At 64.2% G+C, this 22893-nt stretch carries 22 protein-coding genes; 10 read left to right on the forward strand and 12 right to left on the reverse strand.

All coding sequences use genetic code 11. The annotated features are described in order from the left end of the window. Positions 1 to 7: 7 nt before the first annotated feature. The gene (locus tag C0Z18_RS10150) at positions 8 to 1180 is read left to right on the forward strand and encodes a porin (protein ID WP_102645263.1); all 1173 of its coding nucleotides are present in this window, start codon (positions 8 to 10) and stop codon (positions 1178 to 1180) included. A gap of 60 nt (positions 1181 to 1240) precedes the next feature. Here the strand turns inward: C0Z18_RS10150 and pcaC are convergent, their stop codons facing one another. From pcaC to C0Z18_RS10165, 3 genes are all read right to left on the reverse strand, one after another. Next, positions 1241 to 1630 carry a 4-carboxymuconolactone decarboxylase gene (gene pcaC / locus C0Z18_RS10155; RefSeq protein WP_102645264.1) on the reverse strand — a complete coding sequence of 130 codons (390 nt, stop codon included), beginning with the start codon at positions 1628 to 1630 and terminating at the stop codon, positions 1241 to 1243. Positions 1631 to 1673: 43 nt separating this feature from the next. Next, a complete protein-coding gene (locus C0Z18_RS10160; protein WP_102645265.1) occupies positions 1674 to 3035 on the reverse strand; it encodes a 3-carboxy-cis,cis-muconate cycloisomerase in 1362 nt (453 codons plus the stop codon). A gap of 112 nt (positions 3036 to 3147) precedes the next feature. Beyond that, on the reverse strand, positions 3148 to 4062 hold the full coding sequence (locus C0Z18_RS10165) for a LysR substrate-binding domain-containing protein (protein WP_102645266.1): 915 nt from the start codon (positions 4060 to 4062) through the stop codon (positions 3148 to 3150). Between the two features lie 130 nt (positions 4063 to 4192). Between C0Z18_RS10165 and pcaH the strand changes: the two genes are divergently transcribed. Further along, positions 4193 to 4948: a protocatechuate 3,4-dioxygenase subunit beta gene (gene pcaH / locus C0Z18_RS10170; RefSeq protein ID WP_102645311.1), complete on the forward strand. Its 756-nt coding sequence runs from the start codon at positions 4193 to 4195 to the stop codon at positions 4946 to 4948. Next, positions 4948 to 5613, forward strand: a complete 666-nt coding sequence (gene pcaG / locus C0Z18_RS10175; RefSeq protein ID WP_102645267.1) for a protocatechuate 3,4-dioxygenase subunit alpha — start codon at positions 4948 to 4950, stop codon at positions 5611 to 5613. Before pcaH ends, pcaG begins: the two co-directional genes overlap by 1 nt. 77 nt (positions 5614 to 5690) lie before the next feature. Here the strand turns inward: pcaG and ychF are convergent, their stop codons facing one another. Continuing rightward, the gene (gene ychF, locus C0Z18_RS10180) at positions 5691 to 6785 is read right to left on the reverse strand and encodes a redox-regulated ATPase YchF (protein ID WP_102645268.1); all 1095 of its coding nucleotides are present in this window, start codon (positions 6783 to 6785) and stop codon (positions 5691 to 5693) included. Between the two features lie 321 nt (positions 6786 to 7106). On the opposite strand from ychF, the gene C0Z18_RS10185 reads away from it, so the two are divergent. The 7 genes from C0Z18_RS10185 to C0Z18_RS10215 all read left to right on the forward strand — a co-directional run bounded on the left by C0Z18_RS10185 (position 7107) and on the right by C0Z18_RS10215 (position 15488). After that, on the forward strand, positions 7107 to 8378 hold the full coding sequence (locus C0Z18_RS10185; protein WP_102645269.1) for an MFS transporter: 1272 nt from the start codon (positions 7107 to 7109) through the stop codon (positions 8376 to 8378). A 208-nt stretch (positions 8379 to 8586) separates the two neighbouring features. Then, on the forward strand, positions 8587 to 10149 hold the full coding sequence (locus C0Z18_RS10190; RefSeq protein WP_102645312.1) for a sensor domain-containing diguanylate cyclase: 1563 nt from the start codon (positions 8587 to 8589) through the stop codon (positions 10147 to 10149). A gap of 164 nt (positions 10150 to 10313) precedes the next feature. Then, on the forward strand, positions 10314 to 10625 hold the full coding sequence (locus C0Z18_RS10195) for a cupin domain-containing protein (protein ID WP_102645270.1): 312 nt from the start codon (positions 10314 to 10316) through the stop codon (positions 10623 to 10625). Positions 10626 to 10771: 146 nt separating this feature from the next. Continuing rightward, entirely contained in the window at positions 10772 to 11944 is a 1173-nt protein-coding gene (locus tag C0Z18_RS10200) for a UbiH/UbiF family hydroxylase (protein WP_102645271.1), read from the forward strand. A gap of 133 nt (positions 11945 to 12077) precedes the next feature. After that, positions 12078 to 12806: a DsbC family protein gene (locus tag C0Z18_RS10205; protein WP_102645272.1), complete on the forward strand. Its 729-nt coding sequence runs from the start codon at positions 12078 to 12080 to the stop codon at positions 12804 to 12806. Positions 12807 to 12882: 76 nt separating this feature from the next. Next, positions 12883 to 14739, forward strand: a complete 1857-nt coding sequence (locus C0Z18_RS10210) for a M61 family metallopeptidase (protein WP_102645273.1) — start codon at positions 12883 to 12885, stop codon at positions 14737 to 14739. Positions 14740 to 14885: 146 nt separating this feature from the next. Further along, entirely contained in the window at positions 14886 to 15488 is a 603-nt protein-coding gene (locus C0Z18_RS10215; RefSeq protein WP_102645274.1) for an FMN-dependent NADH-azoreductase, read from the forward strand. A 54-nt stretch (positions 15489 to 15542) separates the two neighbouring features. Here the strand turns inward: C0Z18_RS10215 and C0Z18_RS10220 are convergent, their stop codons facing one another. The 8 genes from C0Z18_RS10220 to rpe all read right to left on the reverse strand — a co-directional run bounded on the left by C0Z18_RS10220 (position 15543) and on the right by rpe (position 22815). Then, entirely contained in the window at positions 15543 to 16358 is an 816-nt protein-coding gene (locus tag C0Z18_RS10220; RefSeq protein WP_102645275.1) for a uracil-DNA glycosylase, read from the reverse strand. 11 nt (positions 16359 to 16369) lie between these two features. Further along, on the reverse strand, positions 16370 to 16996 hold the full coding sequence (locus tag C0Z18_RS10225) for a CYTH domain-containing protein (RefSeq protein ID WP_102645276.1): 627 nt from the start codon (positions 16994 to 16996) through the stop codon (positions 16370 to 16372). Positions 16997 to 17043: 47 nt separating this feature from the next. Beyond that, on the reverse strand, positions 17044 to 17829 hold the full coding sequence (trpC, locus tag C0Z18_RS10230; RefSeq protein ID WP_102645277.1) for an indole-3-glycerol phosphate synthase TrpC: 786 nt from the start codon (positions 17827 to 17829) through the stop codon (positions 17044 to 17046). Positions 17830 to 17891: 62 nt separating this feature from the next. Beyond that, positions 17892 to 18923, reverse strand: a complete 1032-nt coding sequence (gene trpD, locus C0Z18_RS10235; RefSeq protein WP_102645278.1) for an anthranilate phosphoribosyltransferase — start codon at positions 18921 to 18923, stop codon at positions 17892 to 17894. Between the two features lie 67 nt (positions 18924 to 18990). Further along, positions 18991 to 19575, reverse strand: coding sequence for an anthranilate synthase component II (locus C0Z18_RS10240; protein ID WP_102645279.1), 585 nt, complete (start codon positions 19573 to 19575; stop codon positions 18991 to 18993). A gap of 13 nt (positions 19576 to 19588) precedes the next feature. Then, entirely contained in the window at positions 19589 to 21082 is a 1494-nt protein-coding gene (gene trpE / locus C0Z18_RS10245; RefSeq protein ID WP_102645313.1) for an anthranilate synthase component I, read from the reverse strand. A gap of 300 nt (positions 21083 to 21382) precedes the next feature. Continuing rightward, positions 21383 to 22126: a phosphoglycolate phosphatase gene (locus C0Z18_RS10250; protein WP_102645280.1), complete on the reverse strand. Its 744-nt coding sequence runs from the start codon at positions 22124 to 22126 to the stop codon at positions 21383 to 21385. Further along, positions 22123 to 22815 (reverse strand): ribulose-phosphate 3-epimerase, encoded by a 693-nt coding sequence (gene rpe / locus C0Z18_RS10255; RefSeq protein WP_102645281.1) that lies wholly within the window; start codon positions 22813 to 22815, stop codon positions 22123 to 22125. The genes C0Z18_RS10250 and rpe overlap by 4 nt, the downstream gene beginning before the upstream one ends. Between the last annotated feature and the right edge of the window lie 78 nt (positions 22816 to 22893).

Here is a 22893-nt window from a genome sequence, read left to right on the forward strand (position 1 = left end):
AAGTTCGATGAAGACCAACAGCTTCAAAATGGGCCGCTTACTGCCTTGCGCCGCCGCGCTCGCATGCATGCCGGCGTTCGCGCAAAGTACCGTCACGCTTTACGGCGCGGTGGACGACGCATTGACGTATGTCAGCAATCAAAAAGGCCACTCGAACGTGTATATGCGGCAGGGCAACCTCTACGCATCGAAGTTCGGGTTGCAAGGCAAGGAAGACCTCGGCAACGGTACGACCGCGATCTTCGATTTGCAGAACGGCTTCGACCTCAACACCGGGGCGCTTTCCTCGTCGGGCCTCATGTTCAACCGGCAGGCGTACGTGGGGCTTCAAAACGCGCGCTTCGGCACGCTGACGGCCGGGCGCCAATACACGCCCTATTACATGTTCGTCGGGCCTTTGACCGGGAGCTCGTGGCTGACCGGCGCAACCGGCGCGCATCCCGGCGATATCGACGGACTCGATACGACGGTGCGTATCAACAACTCGCTCGTGTACACGTCGCCGAATTGGGGTGGTTTCCAAGCAAGCGCGATGTACGCGCTGGGCGGTATCGCGGGCAGTACGGGAAAAGGGCAGACCTATAGCGGTGCATTGCGCTACCTGAACGGTCCGGTGACGCTCTCGCTCGGATACTTGCGCATGAACAACGCTCAGCAGACGACCGGCTTCGATCCTGCATCGACGGGAAGCTTCGGCGTGTCGGCGCTCAACGCGGGGTATGTTTCGGCGAAGGCGATACAGCACGTCGCCGCCGCCGGCAACTATACGCTCGGAAATTTGACGTTGGGACTCTCGTACTCGAACGTCGAATACCGCAGCGGCGCGCACTCGCTGTTTGGCTCGACGGCGGTGTTCAACACGTACGCCGCGCTGGGCGTGTATCGCTTCACGCCCCAATTCGACGCGGGTGCCGGCGTTGCGTTCACCGCGGCATCGAAGTCGAACGGCATCGGCAGCGCGGCGCGCTACGCGCAGTATTCGCTGAAGGAGGCCTACCACCTGTCCAAGCGCACGACGCTCTACGCGCTCCAGGGTTACCAGCATGCCAGCGGCCAAACGCTGAACGCTGCCGGCAGTATCGTCGACGCGGCGCCGTCGGTCGGCGACTCGCAAAACGGCACGCCGTCGGCAACACACGGGCAATTCGTCGGCATGCTGGGTATCGCGACCCTGTTCTGACGATAGGGTAGTGCCGTATCGAGCCGCGCGCCGAAGTTTCCTCTTCGGCGCGCCGTTGTATCAAGCCTGTTGCGCGTCCAACTCTTGAAAGATGCGTTCGGCCAAGTGAAACGCCGAGTTCGCCGCGGGCACCCCGCAATAGATCGCGGTTTGCATCAGCACTTCCTTGATTTCGTCGCGCGTGACCCCGTTGTTCGCGGCGGCGCGCAGATGCAGGGCCAATTCCTCGCTGCGATTCAGCGCGACCATCATGGCGATCGTAATGAGGCTTCGCGTGTGGCGCGGCAATCCCTCGCGCGTCCAGATTTCTCCCCACGCGTAGCGTGTGATCAAGTCCTGGAATTCCTCGGTCAGTGCCGAGCGATTGGCAAGCGAGCGATCCACATGGGCGTCGCCCAGTACCGCGCGTCGCACCTGCATGCCTGCTTCATAGCGTTCTTCGTCGTTCATTGGGGTGGCTCGCCGAGCGATTCGTTGGGAAAAAAGGAGAAGGTCACGCGCGCGCCGCGCGGTGGCGTGCGAGCACCGCATCGACGAATTGCCGGGCCTGGCCGCTGTAGTTCGCGGGGTCGAACAGCGCGTCGAGCTGCAGAGTGTCCAACGCACGTGCGACCTCGGGGTTCTCTTCGAGCACTTGACGCAGCGTGCGTCCGCTTCGAATCGCCTCGCGCGAGGCGTGTTCGACGAGCTCGTGGGCCGCGAGGCGTCCGAGCGTGCTGCCCAAGGCGAGCATGACGGCCTCGCCCAGAATCAAGCCACGCGTCATATCGAGGTTCGCCGAGAGCCGAGCCGTATCGACGTCGAGTCCTTCCGCGATGTCGGTCACGTTCGCCAGCGCGCCGGCGCACAGCCGGGCGATGTCGGGCAACGTTTCCCATTCGGCCTGCCAGCCTCCGAGGGCGCGCTCGTGTTCTTGCACCATGGCCGCGAGCATCGTCGCGACGAGTGCCGGCACGCGGGCGGCGGCCGTTAGCGCGGCAGCGCAACCCACCGGATTGCGCTTGTGCGGCATGGTGGACGAGCCGCCTTTGCCGGATGACGACGGCTCCGCCAGTTCGCCGATTTCGGTCTGCATCTGCAGCGAGACGTCGCGCGCGATCTTGCCGAGCGTCCCCGTCAAAAGACCGAGCACGGTCGCGGCTTCGGCTACGCGGTCGCGTTGCGTATGCCAAGGCACATTCGGCAAAGGCAATGCGAGCGCCTGCGCCAGCGCTTGCGCGACGGGCTGCGCCTTCTCGCCGAGACTGGCAAGCGTGCCTGCCGCACCGCCGAATTGAAGGGCGAGCGCGCGGCCACGCAACTGGCCAAGGCGCTCGCGGTGGCGCTCGAGGGCGTCGAGCCACTGGGCGAACTTCAGACCCAGCGTGATCGGCAACGCTTGTTGCAGCCAGGTGCGGCCAATCATCGGCGTGTCGCGGTACGCCGCCGCCTGGCGGGCCAACACGCCGCAAAGGGCATCGAGGCCCGTCTCGATGAGATCGAGCGCATCGCGCAACTGAAGCACCGCGCCGCTATCGATGATGTCCTGGCTCGTCGCGCCCCAATGCACGTATTTCGCGGCTTCGGGCGCATGTTCGGCAACGCGCGCAGTCAATTGCTTGACGAGCGGTATCGCGAGATTGCCGGCGCTTGCCGCTGCCGCGGTCAACGCATCGGCGTCGATTCGATCGGCATGGCACGCCGCTTCGATGGGTGCGACGGCATCGGCCGGAATCACGCCGGCTTGGCCGAGGGCGTGGGCGAGCGCCGCTTCGACATCGAGCATGCGTTGCACGGTTGCCTGCGGCGCGAAGACGGCAAGCATCGCGTCGGTGGAAGTCAGCCGGTCGTTGAGTCGTCCTGGGTACGCGAACATAGGCGTCGGATGTGGCGATGAGGAACTGGAGCTATGATGCGCGATTATCGAACGAATGCGTGAATATCGAACGAGAGTCCCATCCTAAGCTCCGAAAAGGGAGGCGGTCAAGTCAGCCGCCGGTGGCAGTTAGCGCCCTCAGAATCTCGGCCAGCGCTTCCACGATCTCGGGCGGCTGCGCTTCACTGCGCCGGAGAATGCCGACGGGCTCTTGCGCATTGGGAATGACGAGCGGCAGGCGGGCGAGTTCGCCGCGCTGCAAGTCGTCGCGTACCGCGGATGCGGGCGTGATCCAGACGGCATCGGAGCGCCGGGCGAGAAGCCGTGCGACGGACACCGACAGCGTCTCGGTACAGGCGCCCGGGACCCGCAACGCATGGGCGTCGAAGAAGGCGTCGGTGTGCAGCCTCGGCACCGTGCCGCTTGGCGACACGACGAGCGGATAGCCGAGGACCGATTGCGGCGACACCGCGCGCTCGCCGAGCAACGGATGCCTGGGCTGCACGGCCATGACGAGCGGCTCGGCGTACAGCAATTCGAACGATACGCCTTGCATCATCGATGGCTCCGCCATTCGCCCGATGACGCAGTCGAGCCGTCCCGCCTTGAGCGCGGCCAGCAGCGACTCGTTCGTCGCCGTATGCAGTCGAACGCCGGTTTGCGGCCGATCCTGGCGAAGCCGCGTCAGGGCATCGGGCAAGATCGCGCTCGCCACGGTCGGCAAAGCGCCGAGTTCGAGGATCACCGTGGGCGCCACCCCGGGGCCTTGCAAGGCCGAGGCGGCCGACTCCATCGCCTGCTCGACGCCGATGGCGTAACGCAGGAAATGCTCGCCGGCTTGCGTCAATCGTGCGCCATGTCTGCCGCGTTCGACGAGCCGAACGCCCGCGAGCGATTCGAGCTCGGACAGCGTTTTCGAAACGGCGGGCTGCGTCAAGTTCAGCCGTCCTGCGGCTCGGCCGAGATGGCGCTCGCGCGCTATCGCCAGAAAACAACTGACGTGACGAAAACTGATTCGGGTTTCCATTACCACAGGTTATGGATCGCCGGAACGGAAGTCAATTTACGCGCGAGGGCATGCGCCATAGAGTAAGCGGCGAAAACTTCGGAGCCCGTTGCACGACGCGGCGGGCCCTCATATGGAGGAGAGCGACACCATGTCGGAGACATCGACGCCTGTTACGGGCCGACCCTACGGCGATTTCGCCCAGCGCGACACGGCCGTGCACCCGGCGGCTTATACGCCGGGCTACAAGACGAGTGTGCTGCGTTCGCCGCGCAATGCGTTGATTTCGACGCTCAACACCGTGTCGGAACGCACGGGTCCGGTGTTTCGCGCGGACGAACTGGGGCCGTTGGACAACGACCTGATTCTCAACTTCGCGAAGGAAGGCTTGCCCATCGGCGAGCGCATCGTCGTGCACGGTTACGTGCGGGACGAATTCGGGCGCCCCGTGCCGAATGCTTTGGTCGAGGTTTGGCAGGCCAACGCGGGGGGGCGTTATCGGCATCGCAACGACAAGTACCTCGCGCCGATCGATCCCAACTTCGGGGGCTGCGGCCGCATGCTGACGGATGAAAACGGCTATTACTTCTATCGGACCATCAAGCCGGGCCCCTATCCCTGGCGCAACCGGATCAACGATTGGCGGCCTTCGCACATTCACTATTCGCTGAGCGGGGATGGCTGGGCACAGCGGCTCATCACGCAGATGTACTTCGAGGGCGATCCGATGATCGGGCAGTGTCCCATCATCAAGACGATCCCGAGCGAGGAGCAGGTGCGCGGGCTGATCGCGCTTCAAGACATCGGCAACAACATCGCGCTCGACAGCCGCTGCTACCGCTTCGACATCGTCTTGCGCGGCCGGCGCATGACGCACTTCGAAGCGACGAAACAAGGAGACCGGTAATGGACCGCTTCAGTTTTTCTCCGATCGCGTCGTTTGCTCCGGTCCGTCTGCCCGAGACCGCTTCGCAGACGGCAGGCCCGTACGTCCATATCGGACTCGCGCCGAAGCAAGCCGGATTCGATATCTTCGAGAACGACTTCGGCCCGGTGCTGGTCGGGCCCGAGACGCGCGGCGAGCGCATCGCGATCGAAGGGCGCGTGTTCGACGGATCCGGTTCGCTCGTTCGCGACGTGTTGGTCGAAATTTGGCAGGCGAACGCGGACGGTAAGTACGCGCATCCGGCGGATCGGCAAGATCGGCCGATCGATCCGTCGTTCCGCGGCTGGGGGCGCGCTTGTGCGAGCTTCGAGACCGGCGTGTTTCGCTTCGAAACGGTGAAGCCGGGACGCGTGAGCGGGGCGGGCGCGTTGCCGCAAGCTCCGCATGCGTGTCTCGTGCTGTTCGCGCGCGGCATCAACATCGGCCTGCATACGCGGTTGTATTTCGACGACGAGGCCGAGGCGAACCGTAGCGACCCGGTTCTGACGGGCATCGAATGGGACGTAAGACGTCAGACCTTGATCGCGCGGCGCACGCAACGCGACGGCTTGCCGGTGTACGCCCTCGATATCCGTCTGCAAGACACGCCGGACGGCGGCCTCGAGACGGTGTTCTTCGATATCTGAGGCAATTCGGCTGCGAACGGGGCGATTATCGAACGGTATATCGATGACCGCCTCTGACGGGCATGAGCGGCGGACGGTTAGACGTTGAACAAGAAGTTCATGACGTCGCCGTCGTGCACGACATATTCCTTGCCTTCGGCGCGCATCTTGCCGGCTTCCTTCGCGCCTTGCTCACCCTTGTACGCGACGAAGTCGTCGAACGAGATCGTTTGAGCGCGAATGAAGCCGCGCTCGAAATCGGTGTGGATGACACCGGCCGCTTGCGGTGCCGTATCGCCGATGTGGATCGTCCAAGCGCGCACTTCCTTCACGCCGGCCGTGAAATACGTCTGCAAGCCGAGCAGCTTGAAGCCCGCGCGGATCACGCGGTTCAGGCCCGGCTCGTCCATGCCCATATCGGCCAAGAACACTTCCTTGTCCTCGTCGGCCAGATCGGCGATTTCCGCCTCGATCGCCGCGCACACCGCGACCACCGGCGATTTCTCCGCTTCGGCGTACTTGCGCACCGCGTCGAGATGCGGGTTGTTCTCGAAACCGTCGTCCTTCACGTTGGCCACGTACATCGTCGGTTTCGCGGTGATGAGGCAAAACGGCTTGAGCAATGCCGTTTCGTCATCGGTGAGATCGAGGGCGCGAATCGGCTTGGCGGTATCGAGCTGCGCGCGCGCCTTCTCGAGCACGGCGGCGAGCTTTACGGCTTCCTTATCGTTGCCCGATTTGGCGGCCTTCGCATAACGCGAGAGCGATTTTTCGACGGTCGCCAAATCGGCGAGCGCGAGCTCCGTGTTGATCACTTCGATGTCGGAGAGCGGATCGACCTTGCCCGCGACGTGAATCACGTTCTCGTCTTCGAAACAGCGCACGACATGCGTGATCGCATCGGTTTCGCGGATGTTCGCGAGGAATTGATTGCCGAGCCCTTCGCCCTTGCTCGCGCCCGCGACGAGACCGGCGATGTCCACGAATTCGACGACGGCCGGCACGATGCGCTCGGGCTTGACGATCTCGGACAGGGCCTTAAGGCGCGCATCGGGCACCTCGACCACACCGACGTTCGGCTCGATCGTGCAGAACGGATAGTTTTCGGCGGCGATGCCGGCCTTGGTCAGGGCGTTGAACAGGGTGGACTTGCCGACGTTGGGCAAGCCGACGATGCCGCATTTGAGGCTCATGAAAAGACCTTGTATATCGACGGTTTGCGGCTGGTCGCCGTGTGTATAGGCATCCGGGCGTAACCGGGTAGCGACGGCCGCAAGGTGAATTCGGGGCGAGACAAACGGCACGGGTCAGCGTGTTCGACCACGATCCTGCGCCCGGTTGTACTCCAGAAACCGCAATTGTAACGCGTTCGAACTGCACGATCGGCGGTGGGTGGGGAAACCTCGAAGGGACTTGCTTTCAGCGCTGCAGCCTCGGGTTCCCTCTCCTGTTTACCTAGAGGGGAAACGTTACATTTCGTTTACGTTGCATTCAATGCGGGCTACTTTCGCCCGATGCCGTCACGCAACGTACCTATCGGCCTCTTCGCAGGGCTCGCCGCCGTCAACTTTTTCCGGATCGGCTATCAATTGGTCGTGGCTGCGTGGGCGGCGGTGAAAATCACGGGCCGAGCCGACGCGGCCGGCACGCTGTTGCTCGTTGCCACCGTCGCCAATCTCGTGCTTGCGCCCATGCTTGGCGCAATCGTCGATTCCATCCTTAAAAAGAAGACGTTGTTTCTTCTTGGACAGGTCGGCGTCGCGTTTGCCGGTGCGACGCCGTTGCTGACTGAGACGATGCTGGCCGGTCGCGCAACGTTCGAGGGAATTGCTGCTGCCGTGATCTTGGCCGGCGTCTCGAGCGTTGTCGCGGGCGGTGCAATGGATATCTTCCTGCGGACCCATCTGCGTCAGTCCGAGCGCGCCCGCCATCTTGCAACGCTGAACTCGACCATGCAGGTGGCGCTGATTCTAGGCACGGCGTCCGGTGGCTTGCTCGTCGCTTCAGGCGATTCGAGCCGCGCCTTTCTCGTCGTCTCGCTATGCGGGGCACTGTCGGCGGGACTCAGCGGGTGCTTACTCCCGACGCTGAACATTGCGCGTGATGAGGGCGGGCGAACATGGAGGCGCGGCATACTTTCGGCAGGACCGGCGCTTTACTTCACTCACTCTCGATTGTTCGCGATCGCAAGTTGTGCCGCGCTCGCATTCGCAATCGGACAGATTACCAACACATTGCTGCCCGGCCTCATCGGTGTTTATCTGCACCGCGCGAGCGCCAGCTATTCGATGGCCGAGGCGGCGTGGTCGGCGGGGGCGCTTCTCGCGGGCCTATGCCTTGCAAGGTTTTCGACGAATGCCCCGGCCTCCCTTCACCGCGATTTGTTCACCATTGGGACGATGGCAGGCATGCTCGCCGTCGTCCCATATCTTTCGGCTTTTCCCGCGCTGTTACTCGCGCATTTCCTTCTCGGCGCGGGCTTCGCACTAGTCCGTATACGGAGTGAAACGCGATTCTTAGCCGAGTGTCCGACGCATTTGCTCGGCCGCTTTCGCGCGAATAGCTCGCTCATGACGAGCAGTATCGGATTGGTCGTCTTCGCCTCGCCGATGTTGTCGCCGAGCTTAACCGTCGCGGACCTTTACCCGTTGATGGCCGGCGCCGTGGCGGTTTCGGCGCTCGGCTTACTGGCGGCGAGTCGTGCGCGCGTTGGCAGCCATCGCCGCGAGAGGCCCACCGCGGCCACTTACTCCGCACACAAATCCGGGCCGAACACCCCGTCATGAATCCGTGCTTCGCGCACCCCCAAGCGTTTCAACGCATCGTGCTGCATGCGCATGGCGAGGATTCGCAGCAGCGGGCCCCGATCATGCTGGGCCGACGGCGCGCCGAACTTGGTGCGGTGCATGAGGGCGATGCGCTATTCGCAATGCTAAACTTCGCCGCATGCGCGAACAGATGCAACGACAGTCGTCTTTCGATCATGGGGCCGGCATGCAGGCAACTGACGAGGGTCCTAGCGGCCCGCGCGGTTTTTCATGGCAGCGGTTGCGGTTCAATCCGCTCGCTCCGCCCGCGATCGTCGTCGGCGCGTTCCTCATCGCTTGCTTCATGGTCGCGCTATGCGGCGTCGTCCTCTATCAATCGCGGGCCGACGCCCTCGCGCGCGCCAGCGAGACGTCGCGCAATCTGGCGATCATCGCCGAACGCGACATCGAACGAAACTTCGAGCTCTATTCCCTCTCGTTGCAGGCCGTGATCGATGGCGCGCGCGATCCCGAGATCATGGCGCTGCCGTCTCGCTTGAAGCACGAGGCGCTGTTCGACCGGGCGGCATCGGCGAGCTACATCGGCTCGGTCCTGCTGCTCGATGAGACGGGTCATATCCTGGTCGACTCGCTTAGCGATACGCCGCCTGCCCTGAACCTAGCCGACCGCCGCTACTTCACAATCCATCGAGACGATCCGAACGCCGGACTGTACGTCAGCGATCCGTATGCCTCCCGCCTGCGCGGCGGCTCGCCGAGCATTGCATTGAGCCGCCGCATCTCCGGGCGCGATGGCTCGTTCCAAGGCGTGGCGATGGTGGCGATCCAGCTTGCCTACTTTCACGACCTGTTCTCGGGCTTGCAACTCGGCCCGCAAGGCTCGATCGCCTTGATCGGGGAGGACGGCGTCATGGTGATGCGTCAGCCGTACGATCGGGCGATCGTCGGGCGCAACATCCGTCAGGCCAGCACCTTTCGACGGTTTCTCTCGGCGCGGGAGGGGACGTTTTCGGATACCTCGACGATCGACGGCATCCGCCGGATGTACTACTTCAAGCATGTGAGCCATCTGCCGCTCATCATCATGGTGGCGCAGGGTGAGTCGGACATCTACGCGGCATGGACGCGGCGCGCAATCATCATCGGTTCGTTGATGGCGACCTTCGCGCTGGCGTTCGTCGTGCTTGCCGTGGTGCTCGCGGCGCAGTTGCGCCGGCGGATGCGTGCCGAAAGCGAATTGGCGCTGCTCGCGCGCATCGATGGGCTCACCGGATTGAACAATCGTCGCACGTTGGGCGAGATCCTCGATGCGGAGTGGCGCCGAGCCAGGCGCACCCGCAACGTCTTTTCCTTGCTGTTCGTAGACGTCGATCGCTTCAAGGCATACAACGACTTTTACGGCCACCAAGCCGGCGACGATGCGCTTGCCGCGGTTGCCCGGTGCATCGGCGAGCAGATCCGCCGGCCGGCGGACAGCGCCGCGCGCTATGGCGGCGAGGAGTTTCTCGTCGTGCTGCCCGATACGGCGCAGGAAGGCGCGCTGGCCATCGCCGAAAACATCCGCGCCGCCATCAGCGATCTGGGCATCGCGCATGCGGCGAGCGAGTACGGGCGCGTGACGGCCAGTATCGGCGCCGCAGCATGGACACCCGAGACCGACGTCGATATGACAGAGGTCATTCGCGCAGCGGATCGTGCGCTATACGACGCGAAGGCAACGGGGCGCAACAAGGTTGCCCTGGGCGACGCGGGGCGGGCGCTGGCTTCGGCCGCCGGGCTGCACGACTAGGCAGATGCGCCGGCGGCGTTGCCGCTCGAGGCTGGGTAGCGTGGCTCGCTGGCAGAATTTGATTCGACGTTGTCCCGAAAGGTGATTTCGGCGCGCTGCCGCTTCTCCGACAATGTGGACCCGGCAACGATCGCCGCATTCTCCTATTTTTCGAAGGACGACCCATGAAGATCATCCAAAGCCGTGGCTTCACGGCATCGCGCGCGTGGGGCGCGCTGAATATCGCCAGCATGAGCGGTATTTCGGTGCGCTTGCATTGGACCGACGCGCCCTACGAATGGCACGTGAACGACGGCGAGGAAGTGTTCGCCGTCATGGACGGGCAAGTTCGTATGGATTTCCGCGAAAACGGCGAAGTGCGGTCGGTGCTCTTAAGTTCGGGTGACATCTTCTTCGCCACCGTGGGCACCGAGCATGTGGCGCATCCGGTCGGCGAGGCCCGGGTGCTGGTTATCGAGAAGGAAGGTAGCGTTTGAGGCGAGCGGATACCGAACGGGCGAGCTAGTCGAGCTAGTCCCCCGGCGGCGGGCCCCGAGGCGTATCGTCGCAGCGTCGCTTCTGCGGACGAGCGCGGGTGCCCGACGACGCGGCGCCGCACGGCACGCGGCTATAATTGCTCCCCATGACCGCCCATCTTCAGACGTTCCATGTTGCCGTTGTCGGCGGCGGCCTCGTCGGCAAGAGCGCCGCGCTGGCGCTCGCTCAAGCGGGGCTGCGCGTTGCGCTCGTCGCACAGCCGGCCGCGCCGCGCCCGGCCGACGTACCGTTCGACGCGCGCATCTATGCGCTTTCCGCCAGTTCCCAGGCGCTGCTCGAGCGGCTGCGCATCTGGCAAGCGCTCGACCACGACCGGCTCGCACCCGTCTACGACATGCGCGTATTCGGCGACGCGCTCGCCGAACTGCATTTTTCGGCCTTCCAATCCGCGGTGCCGCAACTCGCCTGGATCGCCGAGTCTTCGTTGATCGAGCATGCGCTCGACGCCGCGCTGCGTTTCCAGCCCCAAGTGAGTTGGCTCGATACGCGCGCGCAAGGTCTCGACGTGAAGACCGATACGGCCACGCTGGCGCTGGCGAACGGCCGGGTCGTCGAGGCGGATCTCATCGTCGGCGCGGACGGCGCCCATTCGTGGGTGCGCGCGCAAATCGGCGCGCACGTTACGCGCCGCGACTATCGGCAAACCGGCGTCGTCGCCAATTTCAAGGCCGAGAAACCCCACGGTGAGACGGCCTATCAATGGTTCGTCGACGGCGAGATCGTCGCGCTGTTGCCGCTCCCCGATGCGCATGTATCGCTGGTTTGGTCGGCGCAAACGGACCACGCGCGCGAATTGCTTGCGCTCGCGCCCGCCGAACTCGAGGCGGCCGTCGAGCGAATCACGCATGCCAGGCTCGGCGCGCTCGAATGCGTCGGGCCCGCGCACGGATTTCCGCTGGCACGGCAATCCGTCGATCGGTTGATCGCACCACGCGTCGCGCTCGTCGGCGACGCGGCGCACTTGATTCATCCGCTCGCCGGTCAGGGCATGAACCTCGGCTTGCGCGACGTCGCCGCGCTGGCCGACGTGATCGCCAAGAAAGAAGCCTTCCGCGATCTGGGCGACCCGGTGCTGCTGCGCCGATACGAGCGCGCGCGGCGCGAGGATATCGGTGCGCTGACCGTGGCGACGGATGGCTTGCAACGCCTGTTTTCCGTGCCGGGCATGTTGGCGCGCTCGGTGCGCAACGCGGGGATGTCCTTCGTCGGCGCGCAACCGCTCGTCAAGCGCTGGCTCGTATCGGCCGCGCTCGGCTAACGAGGCGGTATCCATCGACGCCCGGCGCGGCGGCGCTCGGCGCGGCATTGAGCTGCCTCGAATATCATCTAGTCACTCATGCGCCGCTTTCGCGCGCGGCGCCCGAACCCAACGACATCACAAGGACCCTCCCATGCCCAACCTCATGCGCATCGCAGCCGGCGCGGCGCTTGCCGCCGCTGTCACGCTCGGCTGCACGGCCCACGCCGATCAGACGACCGACAAGCTGAAATCGACGCTGCAAGCACGTCTGCCCGAGATTCAGATCAAGAGCATCTCCAAGGCTCCCATCGCGGGCTTGTACGAAGTGAATCTGGGTAACCAGATGATCTACTCGGATGCCGGCGGCGATTACGTCATCGCGGGCGAACTCGTCGATACGAAGACGCGTTCCAATCTGAGCGAAGCGCGCTTGTCCGAACTGAACAAGATCGATTTCGCCAGCCTGCCGCTCGACCGCGCGGTCAAGGTCGTCAAAGGCAACGGCAGCCGCCGCATGGCGGTGTTCTCCGATCCGAATTGCCCCTATTGCAAGCAATTGGAAACGACGCTGAAGTCGATCGATAACGTCACCGTCTATACGTTCCTGTATCCCGTGCTGTCGCCCGATTCGGTCACCAAGTCGAAGGCGATCTGGTGCTCGGGCGATCGCGCCAAGGCGTGGGAGGCTTGGATGATCAATCGTCAAGCGCCGGCGAGCGCCGCTTCGAATTGCGATACGTCGGTGCTCGATAAGAATCTCGCGCTGGGCCAGGGGCTGAACGTGACCGGCACGCCGACGATCATCTTGTCCGACGGCCGCAGGTTGCCCGGCGCCGTATCGGCCAGCGAGCTCAGCGACGCGCTGACGAGCGCGCACTGAGCGCGGCGCATCCGCACTAGGCATTCAGGCTCCATTTTTATTCCAACGACCCTGCTCGAGACTTAAGCGCCACCCGATGAAGCCCACTCGCTACGCCATCGTCCCCAAGCATCCCGCCGCCCATCTGTTCGAAGTCACGCTGACGCTGCCCGATCCCGATCCGGCCGGCCAGCGCTTCACGTTGCCTACCTGGATTCCAGGCAGCTATCTCGTGCGCGAGTTCGCGCGCAACATCGTGACACTCAGCGCATTCAACGAGGCGGGGCGCAAGGTACGCATCGAAAAGACCGACAAGCAAACGTGGCAGGCCGCCCCCGTCAAAGGCGGCGTGCTGACGCTGCGCTACGAGGTCTACGCGTGGGACATGTCGGTGCGCACGGCCCACCTCGACGATACGACCGGCTTTTTCAACGGCACGAGCGTCTTTTTGCTGCCGCTCGGGCGCGAAGAGGCGCCTTGCGTCGTGGACATTCAAAAACCCGCGGGCTCGGCGTTCGGCGATTGGCGCGTGGCGACGGCGCTGCCCGAAGCACGCGGCACCAAGCGTTACGGGTTCGGCGAGTATCGCGCGAGCAACTACGACGAACTCGTCGATCATCCCGTCACGCTCGGGCGGTTCGCGCTGGCGACATTCAAAGCGCACGGCGTGCCGCACGACATCGTCATCGCCGGCCGCACGGTCTCGGTCGACATGGACCGCCTCGCAACCGATTTGAAGCGTATCTGCGAAACGCAGATCGCTCTGTTCGAGCCGCGCTCGAAAAAAGCGCCCGTCGAGCGCTACGTGTTCATGACGCAGGCGGTCAGCGACGGCTACGGCGGGCTCGAGCACCGCGCATCGACGGCGCTCGTCTGCAATCGCACCGACTTGCCGGTCCTCGGCCGGCCCGAGATGTCGGAAGGCTATCGAACGTATCTCGGCCTGTGCAGCCACGAGTATTTCCATACTTGGAACGTCAAGCGCATCAAGCCGGCTGCGTTCGCTCCGTACGATCTCTCCCGCGAGAATTACACGTCGCTGCTATGGCTCTTCGAGGGGTTCACGTCGTATTACGACGACCTGATGCTCGTGCGCAGCGGCGCGATTACGGAAGCCGAGTACTACACGCTCGTCGGAAAGACGGTGGGCGGCGTGCTGCGCGGCAGCGGCCGCTTCAAGCAAAGCGTCGCGGAAAGCTCGTTCGATGCTTGGATCAAGTACTACCGCCAGGACGAAAACGCGCCGAACGCAATCGTCAGCTATTACCAGAAGGGCTCGCTCGTCGCGCTCGCGTTCGATTTGGCCATTCGCACGCGCACCGATCATCGCAAGTCGCTGGACGACGTGATGCGCCTGCTCTGGCAGCGCTATGGGCGCCAGTTCTACAGCGGAAAGATGGCCGGTGTCGGTGAGGACGAGGTGTCGGCACTGATCGCGGAGGCGACCGGCGTCGAGCTCGGCGCGCTGTTCGAGGAAGCCGTGAACGGCACGCGCGATTTGCCGCTCGAGGCGCTTTTGGAGCCGTTCGGCATTACGCTCGAGCCGCAGCCCGGCAATGCCAACGGCGCGAACGGCAACGGTAAAAACGGGAAGGGCGCGGCCGCCGGTAAAGTCACCGGCAAGCCATCGCTCGGCGTCCGGCTGCGGCCCGGCACGGAATGCGCGCTGGCCGCGGTGCACGACGGCAGCGCGGCGCAAAAGGCGGGGTTGTCGGCCGGCGACGTGCTCATTGCCGTCGATGGCCTGCGCGTGACGGGCTCGAACCTCGATACGCTGCTTTCGCGCTACTTGCCCGGTTCGACCGTCGAGGTGCACGCGTTCCGTCGCGACGAATTGCGCACCGCGCGCGTGAAGCTCGATGGGCCGGAGGTGACGCGCTACAAACTCGTCGCCGCGGAGGAAAAACGCGGCGCGCCGGCGCGCCGGGCACGGGAACGCTGGCTGCGCGGCTGAAGGCGGGGGGCCGGGACGGGGATAGGACGGATCGATCGTTCTATCCCTGCAACAATCCGTCCTTTTTGCCCTACTTTATCCATCTTGGGTCAATCGTGACAATGGCTCCACTCGCGCACAACTGCGCAACCCACTTGGAGCCCGACATGACGACCATCCTTCAACTGAATTCCGCCGCTCGTTCGCAAGGCGCGAACTCGACGCTGCTGGCCAACGAACTGGCTGCGAAGCTGCAACGAACGACCCCGGGCGCCAAGCTGGTATTGCGCGATCTGTTGGCCGACGCGCTGCCCCACCTCGACGACGCCGTCCTCGGCGCATTCTTCACGCCGGCGGAACAACGTACGCCCGAGCAAGCGGCGATCGTGGCGCGCAGCGACGCGCTCATCGACGAATTGCAAGCGGCCGATGTCGTCATCATCGGCGCACCGATGTACAACTTCGGGATTTCGTCGCAACTGAAGACGTATTTCGACTGGATCGCGCGCGCCGGCGTGACGTTCCGTTATACGGCGAACGGCCCGGAAGGTCTCGTGAAAGGCAAGAAGGCATACATCGTTTCGGCTCGCGGCGGCAAGTACGCCGGTACGCCGAACGACAGCCAGACGCCGCACATCAAGGCGTTCCTTGGCCTGATCGGCATCACCGAAGTCGAGTTCATCTACGCCGAAGGCCTGAACCTTGGGCCCGATGCAGCGAACGCCGCGCTGTCTTCCGCGCGCGAAGCGATCGAAGCCGCCGCGGTATAAGCGGCCCGCCGAGCGGCTAGCCTACGATCGCGGTCGGCCGCACGCCACGGCGAGTCAACCGTCCACGGTCTCGGGCAGCCGCCAGTCGATCGGTGCGCGCCCGTTCGCGACGAGATACTCGTTGGCGAGCATGAAGTGCCGGCAGCCGAGAAAGCCGCGATGCGCCGAGAGCGGCGACGGATGCGGCGCCTCGAGTACGCAGTGCGGCCGGCCATCGAGCAGCGTACGCTTGGCCTGCGCGTGAGCGCCCCAGAGCATGAAGACAAGATGTTCGTGCCGATGGGCGAGTTGGCGGATCAGCGTGTCGGTACAAGCTTCCCAGCCGCGCTTGGCGTGACTGGCCGCCTTGCCTTGCTCCACGGTCAGCACCGTGTTGAGCAGCAGCACCCCTTGCCGGGCCCACGCGTCGAGACAGCCGTGCGCCGGCATGACGTGGCCGAACTCGGCTGCGATTTCCTTGAAGATGTTGCGTAGCGACGGGGGCGGCCGTACCGGCGCGGGCACCGAAAACGCGAGGCCATGCGCTTGCGGGTGGCCTTTGTCGTCGCCGTGGTAGGGATCTTGGCCGACGATCACGACTTTGACGTCGTCGGGGCTCGTCAGTCGCAACGCGCGGAAAACTTCCGAAGGGTAGACCGTCTTACCGAGCGCGATCTGCTCGTCCACGAACGCACACAGCGGCCGGTAGGCGTCGCTGTCGATAAAGCTTGCCAGATGGGCGCGCCATGCCTCCGGCAAGGCGTCGAATTGCGACTCGAGCGGCGCCTGCAATCCGTTGCGTCCATCGCGTGCCGGCGGCGCCGCTGCGGGTTCCGGTACCGCGGTGAACAACGACCCTTGCGCCGAATCGTCCCCGCCTGCCGCGGACATCGCCCTTCCGCTCACTTTGCGCACAGCCGATAACCCCGCTGAGCCTTGTTCACGTTTTCAGGGGAGAGCCCCGCGACCTTGGCCGACAACGCGTCCGCCAACGCACGCAGCGCGCGCTCCTCGCCTTGCAGCAGCTCCAATTCGATTTCGCTGATCGCCTCGGTGCGCGTTTGCCCGTCCAGCGTGGCCGAGACTTCGCCACGGTCGATCGCCGCTTCAATGCGCGCGCCGTCGAATTCGAAACGCCAAAGGCGGCGGGTGAAGCCGGTGCGGAACCGCTCGCCGAGCTCACCGGCCGCGGCGCGCAAAGCGGCGAGCGCCGCGGCGTCGTCGCAAGCGGCGGCGAGCGCATCGAACTCGAGCGCTTCACCGGCGACGGCCGTTTCCCACTCGTGACGGCTGTGCATGCCGGCCTCGGCGGTACCTGCGGCTTTCAGCGTTTGCAGCCAGCCGTCGGGCGTCTTGCGCAAGCGCAGCGCGATCTTTGCTTTCGCAAGCGCGAGCGACGCCGTATCGAAGTAAATGTTCGCGAGCGGCACGTCGCGCCCCGGCGCGCCGGCGATCGCGGCGAAGAAGCGGTCGGCCGCCTCGGCTTGGTGAGGCGGAAGCGCCAGTTTGATTTCGCGTTCGATGCTCATGCTTCGTTACGGTATGGGTGCGAGTGCGTCGGGAAGCGCGGGCGCGCTTAGGCGAACATCCGCGAGAGCGCGGCGCCCGGATCGTCGGCGCGCATGAACGCTTCGCCGACGAGGAACGTATGCACGCCGTTCGCGCGCATGCGCTCGACGTCGGCACGCGCCAAGATGCCCGATTCGGTTACGACGATGCGATCGTCGGGCAACGCGTCGAGCATGCCGAGCGTCGTGTCGAGCGACGTTTCGAACGTGCGCAGATTGCGGTTGTTGATCCCGATGAGCGGCGTCTTGAGCGTCAGCGCTTGCGTCAGCTCTTGGCGGTCGTGCACCTCGACGAGCACGGCGAGCCCGAGCGAATGCGCGAGCGCTTCGAGCTCTTGCATCTGCGTCAGCGAGAGGGCGGCCGCAATCAGCAAAATCGCGTCGGCGCCCATCGCGCGGGCTTCCACGATCTGATACGGATCGATGATGAAATCCTTGCGCAGCACCGGCAGATTGCAAGCTGCGCGAGCCGCTTCGAGATAGGCCGCGCTGCCCTGGAAGAACTGCACGTCGGTCAGCACCGACAGGCATGCCGCACCGCCGCGCTCGTACGAGCGTGCGATGTCGGCCGGCACGAAGTGTTCGCGCAGCACGCCCTTGGACGGGCTTGCCTTCTTTACTTCCGCGATGACGGCGGCCGCGCCGGCTTCGTGCTTCGCGCGCAGCGCGCCGACGAAATCGCGCAAATCGCGCGACGACGCCTCGAGACGCAGCTCTTCGAGCGGCGCGCTCAATTCGGCCGCGCGCACTTCCTCGCGCTTGACGGCGATGATCCGGTCGAGAATGTCGCTCATGAACGAAGCCCTTTTTGTTGATCGATGATCGATGATGGATGTCGCTGACGCGCGCGGCGGCATCAATGCTTGTATTGCTGAGTGAAACGAACGAGTTCGTCGACCTTCGCCCGGGCCTTGCCCGTCGCGATCGCTTCCCGCGCGATCTCGATGCCGTCGGCGATCGAGGCGACGATGTTCGCCGCGTACAGCGCGGTGCCCGCGTTCAGCGTGACGATTTCGCGTGCCACGCCGGGACGATTCTCAAGCGCTTGGAGTAGCATCGTCTTCGATTCGTTCGCATCGGCTACCTTAAGCGTCCGATTCGATACCATCTGCAGCCCGAAATCCTCGGGGTGGATTTCATACTCGTGGACCTCGCCGTCGCGCAATTCGCCGACAATCGTTGCCGCGCCGAGCGACACTTCGTCCATGCCGTCCTTCCCGTAGACGACGAGCACGTGCTTGGCCCCGAGCCGCTGCATCACCCGCACTTGAATCCCGACGAGATCCGGATGGAAAACGCCCATCAACTGGTTCGGTGCGCCGGCCGGATTCGTGAGTGGGCCGAGGATGTTGAAGATCGTGCGCACGCCGAGCTCGCGGCGTACCGGCGCGATGTTTTTCATCGCGGGGTGGTGGTTCGGCGCGAACATGAAACCCATGCCGGTTTCGGCGATCGATGCGGCCACCTGGTCCGGTTGCAGATCGATGTTCACCCCCAGCGCCTCGAGCACGTCGGCGCTGCCCGATTTGCTCGATACGCCGCGCCCGCCATGCTTGGCCACCTTGGCGCCCGCCGCCGCGGCGACGAACATCGTCGCCGTGGAGATATTGAACGTATTGGCGCCGTCGCCGCCCGTGCCGACGATGTCGACGAAATTGGCGTTATCGGCCACTTCGACGTGACGGGCGAACTCGCGCATGACGGTGGCCGCGGCCGCGATTTCGCCGATCGTCTCTTTCTTGACGCGCAGACCGGTGATGATCGCGGCGGCCATCACGGGCGACATGTCGCCGCGCATGATGAGCCGCATCAGGTGCAGCATCTCGTCGTGAAAGATTTCGCGATGTTCGATCGTGCGCTGCAGTGCTTCTTGCGGTGTGATGGTCATGGTGCGCCCCTGATTCGTTGCGTCGAGCTTGTGTCGCACGCGGCTTATGCGCTCGCTGTGCGTGGCCTCAAGCCGCCTGTGTCGCCTTCGATCCCTTCAAGAAATTTTCCAGCAGGGCATGCCCGTGCTCGGACAGGATCGATTCGGGGTGGAACTGCACGCCTTCGACAGCGAGCGTCTTATGGCGTACACCCATGATTTCGCCGTCCTCCGTCCATGCCGAAACCTCGAGGCAATCGGGCAGCGATTCGCGCTCGATCGCGAGCGAGTGGTAGCGCGTGACGTCGAAGTGCCTCGGCAGATTGGCGAACACGCCTTTGCCGTCGGTTTCGATGCGGCTCACTTTGCCGTGCATGATCGTGCGCGCGCGCACGACGCGTCCGCCGAACGCTTCGCCGATCGCCTGGTGCCCGAGACAGACCCCGAGGATCGGAATCCGGCCGGCGAAGTGCCGCAGTACGTCGAGCGTGATGCCCGCATTTTGCGGATTGCTCGGGCCCGGCGACAGGCAGATCTGATCGGGTTTCATCGCCTCGATGTCATCGAGCGTGATCTCGTCGTTGCGATAGGTGCGCACCTCCTCGCCGAGTTCGCCGAAATACTGGACGAGGTTGTAGGTGAACGAATCGTAATTGTCGATCATGAGCAACATGATGTTTCTCCGCTCAGAAGTCGCTGTCGAGGCCGTCTTGAACTTGTTCGGCGGCGCGCAGTACCGCGCGTGCCTTGTTCTCGGTTTCCTGCCATTCGGATTCGGGTACCGAGTCGGCGACGACGCCCGCCGCCGCTTGCACGTATAGATTGCCGTTGTGGATCAAGCCCGTACGAATCGCGATCGCCAAATCCATCTCGCCCGTGAACGACAGGTAGCCGACCGCGCCGCCGTACAAGCCGCGTTTCACCGGTTCCAGCTCGTCGATGAGTTCCATGGCCCGCACTTTGGGCGCACCCGAGAGCGTGCCGGCCGGGAACGTCGCGCGCAACACGTCGAAGTTCGTCATGCCGGGTTTGAGCTTGCCTTCGACCGAGCTCACGATGTGCTGCACGTGCGAGTATTTCTCGATGACCATCTTGTCGGTGACGGCAACCGAGCCCGTTTGCGCGATTCGGCCGACATCGTTGCGCGCCAAATCGATCAGCATCACGTGCTCGGCAATCTCCTTCGGATCGTTCAACAGTTCGGTGGCGAGTTCCGCATCGCGCTCGGGCGTGTTGCCGCGAGGGCGGGTGCCGGCCAGCGGCCGAATCGTGACGATCCGATCGTCGCCGCGCTTTTCCTGGCGTACGAGGATTTCCGGCGAGGCGCCCACCACGTGGAATTCGCCGAAATTGTAGTAATACATGTACGGCGAAGGATTGAGCGAGCGCAGCGCCCGATACAGCGAAAGCGGATTGTCGCGATAGGGTTTGATTAGGCGCTGGCCCACTTGCACCTGCATGAGCTCGCCGGCGGCAATGTATTCCTTCGCGCGGCGCACGGCGTTCAGGTAGTCCTCGCGCGCAAACTCGCGGTACGTTTCCGTCCGTACGCTCGGCGACGTGACGGGCGGCTGCACCGTGGCGCGCAAGCGCTGGCGCAGCTCGCGCAGACGCTGCTTGGCGCGCGCATAAGCCTCGGGCACCTGCGGGTCCGCATACACGATCAGATAGAGCTTGCCGGCCAGATTGTCGATGACGGCGACTTCTTCCGTTAGCAGCAACTGGATGTCGGGCAGCTCGAGATCGTCGGGCGGCGCGCTATGCGCGAGCTTCTTTTCGATATAACGGACGGCGTCATAGCCGAAGTACCCGGCCAAGCCGCCGCAAAAGCGGGGCAGCCCGGCGCGCTGAGCGATTTTGAAACGGGCTTGGAACTGGGCGATGAACTCGAACGGATCGCCTTCGTGCGTCTCGACGACCGCGCCGTCGCGCACGACTTCGTTGACACCGCCTTTCGTTCGGACGAGCGTGCGTGCCGGGAGTCCGATGAACGAATAGCGTCCGAAGCGCTCGCCGCCAACCACCGATTCGAGCAAGAAGGAGTTCGCGCCGCCCCGTTCCGGCTGAGCGAGCTTCAGATAAAGGGAGAGCGGCGTTTCCAGATCGGCCAGTGCCTCGGCGATCAAGGGGATGCGGTTGTAGCCCTCGCTGGCGAGGGATTGGAATTCGAGTTCGGTCATGTTCCGATCCTGTACGAACAGCCGGCGCATGCGTTGCTCATCGACGAGCGAAGCGAAGCGGACGGCGAGCCGTGAGTGCACGAGCGCAGCGACGATCAAAAACGGCGCGTGCGAGCGTTTCGACGATACGGCGGATAGTGCGCGAATGCGCGGCGAAATCAAAAAACGGCGCCAAAGACGAGCTTTAGCGTACCTCGAAAGAGGTCAGCGTGACGAGCGACGCCAGGGCCAGGCTCCCCGGTCGATGCTGCTCGGACTCCGTTTTTTGTTCAGAAACATGAGTTGAATGACTTTAGGTCGTCAGCGATTGAGCGTTGCGCCGGAGCCGGAAGAAGGGTTCGCGATGAACCTCGCGGCCTCGAGCAACGTGGGGACTATACCATCCGAATTTATCGTTTGTATAGCTTTGCCGTGGTTGTAGCCATACGGGACCGTCAAGGTGGTCATGCCCGCCGCGCGGCCCGCCAGCGCGTCGTTCTCCGAGTCGCCGATCGCGACCGCTTCGGCCGGAGGGACGCCTAGGGCATTGCAGGCCGTCAGCATCGGAAGCGGATCGGGCTTTTTGCGCGCCACGCTGTCGCCGCCGAGAATCACCGAAAAGTACCGGGCGAGCCCGTACTTTTCGAGTAGCGCGACGGCAAAGCGATGAGGCTTGTTCGTGACGCAGGCGAGTTTGACGCCCGCTTGCGCGAGCGCCGCGAGGCCCGGCTCGACGTCGGGATAAAGCCGCGTGTGGCGCCCGTTCACCTCGGCGTAATGCGCTTGATAACGGTCGAGCGCCGCGGCGAAGCGCGCTTCGGTTTCCTCAGCGGAAAACCGCGCGGCCAGCACCGTGCGGACCAAGTGCTCCGAGCCCTTGCCGATATAGCCGCTCACTTCCTCGCGCGAGACCGGCCGAGCGCCCAGCTCGGCCAGCATGCCGTTCAGGGTGGCCGTGAAATCGTCGACCGTATCGACCATCGTGCCGTCCAAATCGACGACGGCGGCCCTCAGGCGGTGCGCCGCGGCACCGATGCCGGCGAGGGGCTCGTCAAGGCGGCTCATGCGCGAGCGGTGCCGGCGGCGGCCAGTTCGCGGCGCATGTCGTCGATGACGGTGCGATAGTCGGGCTTACCGAAGATCGCCGAGCCGGCGACGAAGGTATCGGCGCCCGCTTGCGCGATTTGAGCGATGTTTTCCACCTTGACGCCGCCGTCCACCTCCAGATGGATCTCGCGGCCCGTTTTGGCTTGGTATGCGTCGATCCGTGCCCGTGCCTCACGCAGCTTGTTGAGCGCCTCGGGAATGAACGATTGGCCGCCGAAGCCCGGATTGACCGACATGATCAAGATCAGATCGACGCGATCCATCACGTGATCGAGGTAGTTCAGCGGGGTGGCCGGGTTGAACACGAGGCCCGCCTTGCAGCCGTGATCGCGGATCAGCGACAGCGTGCGATCGATGTGATCGGAGCCTTCAGGGTGGAAGCTGATCAGGTTCGCGCCGGCTTTGGCGAAATCGGGCACGATCCGATCGACGGGGCGCACCATCAAATGAACGTCGATGGGGGCCGTCACGTGCGGGCGGATCGCTTCGCATACGAGCGGGCCGATCGTCAGATTCGGGACGTAATGGTTGTCCATGACGTCGAAGTGGATCCAATCGGCGCCGGCGTCGATGACGTTGCGGACTTCCTCCCCGAGCTTGGCGAAGTCGGCGGAGAGAATGCTGGGGGCGATGCGAAATTGCGTCATGGCGTGCAATACGAGATGGCCGGGTGGGCCGATAGGCGGAAAAGCGCATTTTACCGCGTCGCGGCAACTCGGCTGGCC

Origin of the sequence: Trinickia dabaoshanensis (genome assembly GCF_002879885.1) — a bacterium.
GTDB lineage: Bacteria > Pseudomonadota > Gammaproteobacteria > Burkholderiales > Burkholderiaceae > Trinickia > Trinickia dabaoshanensis.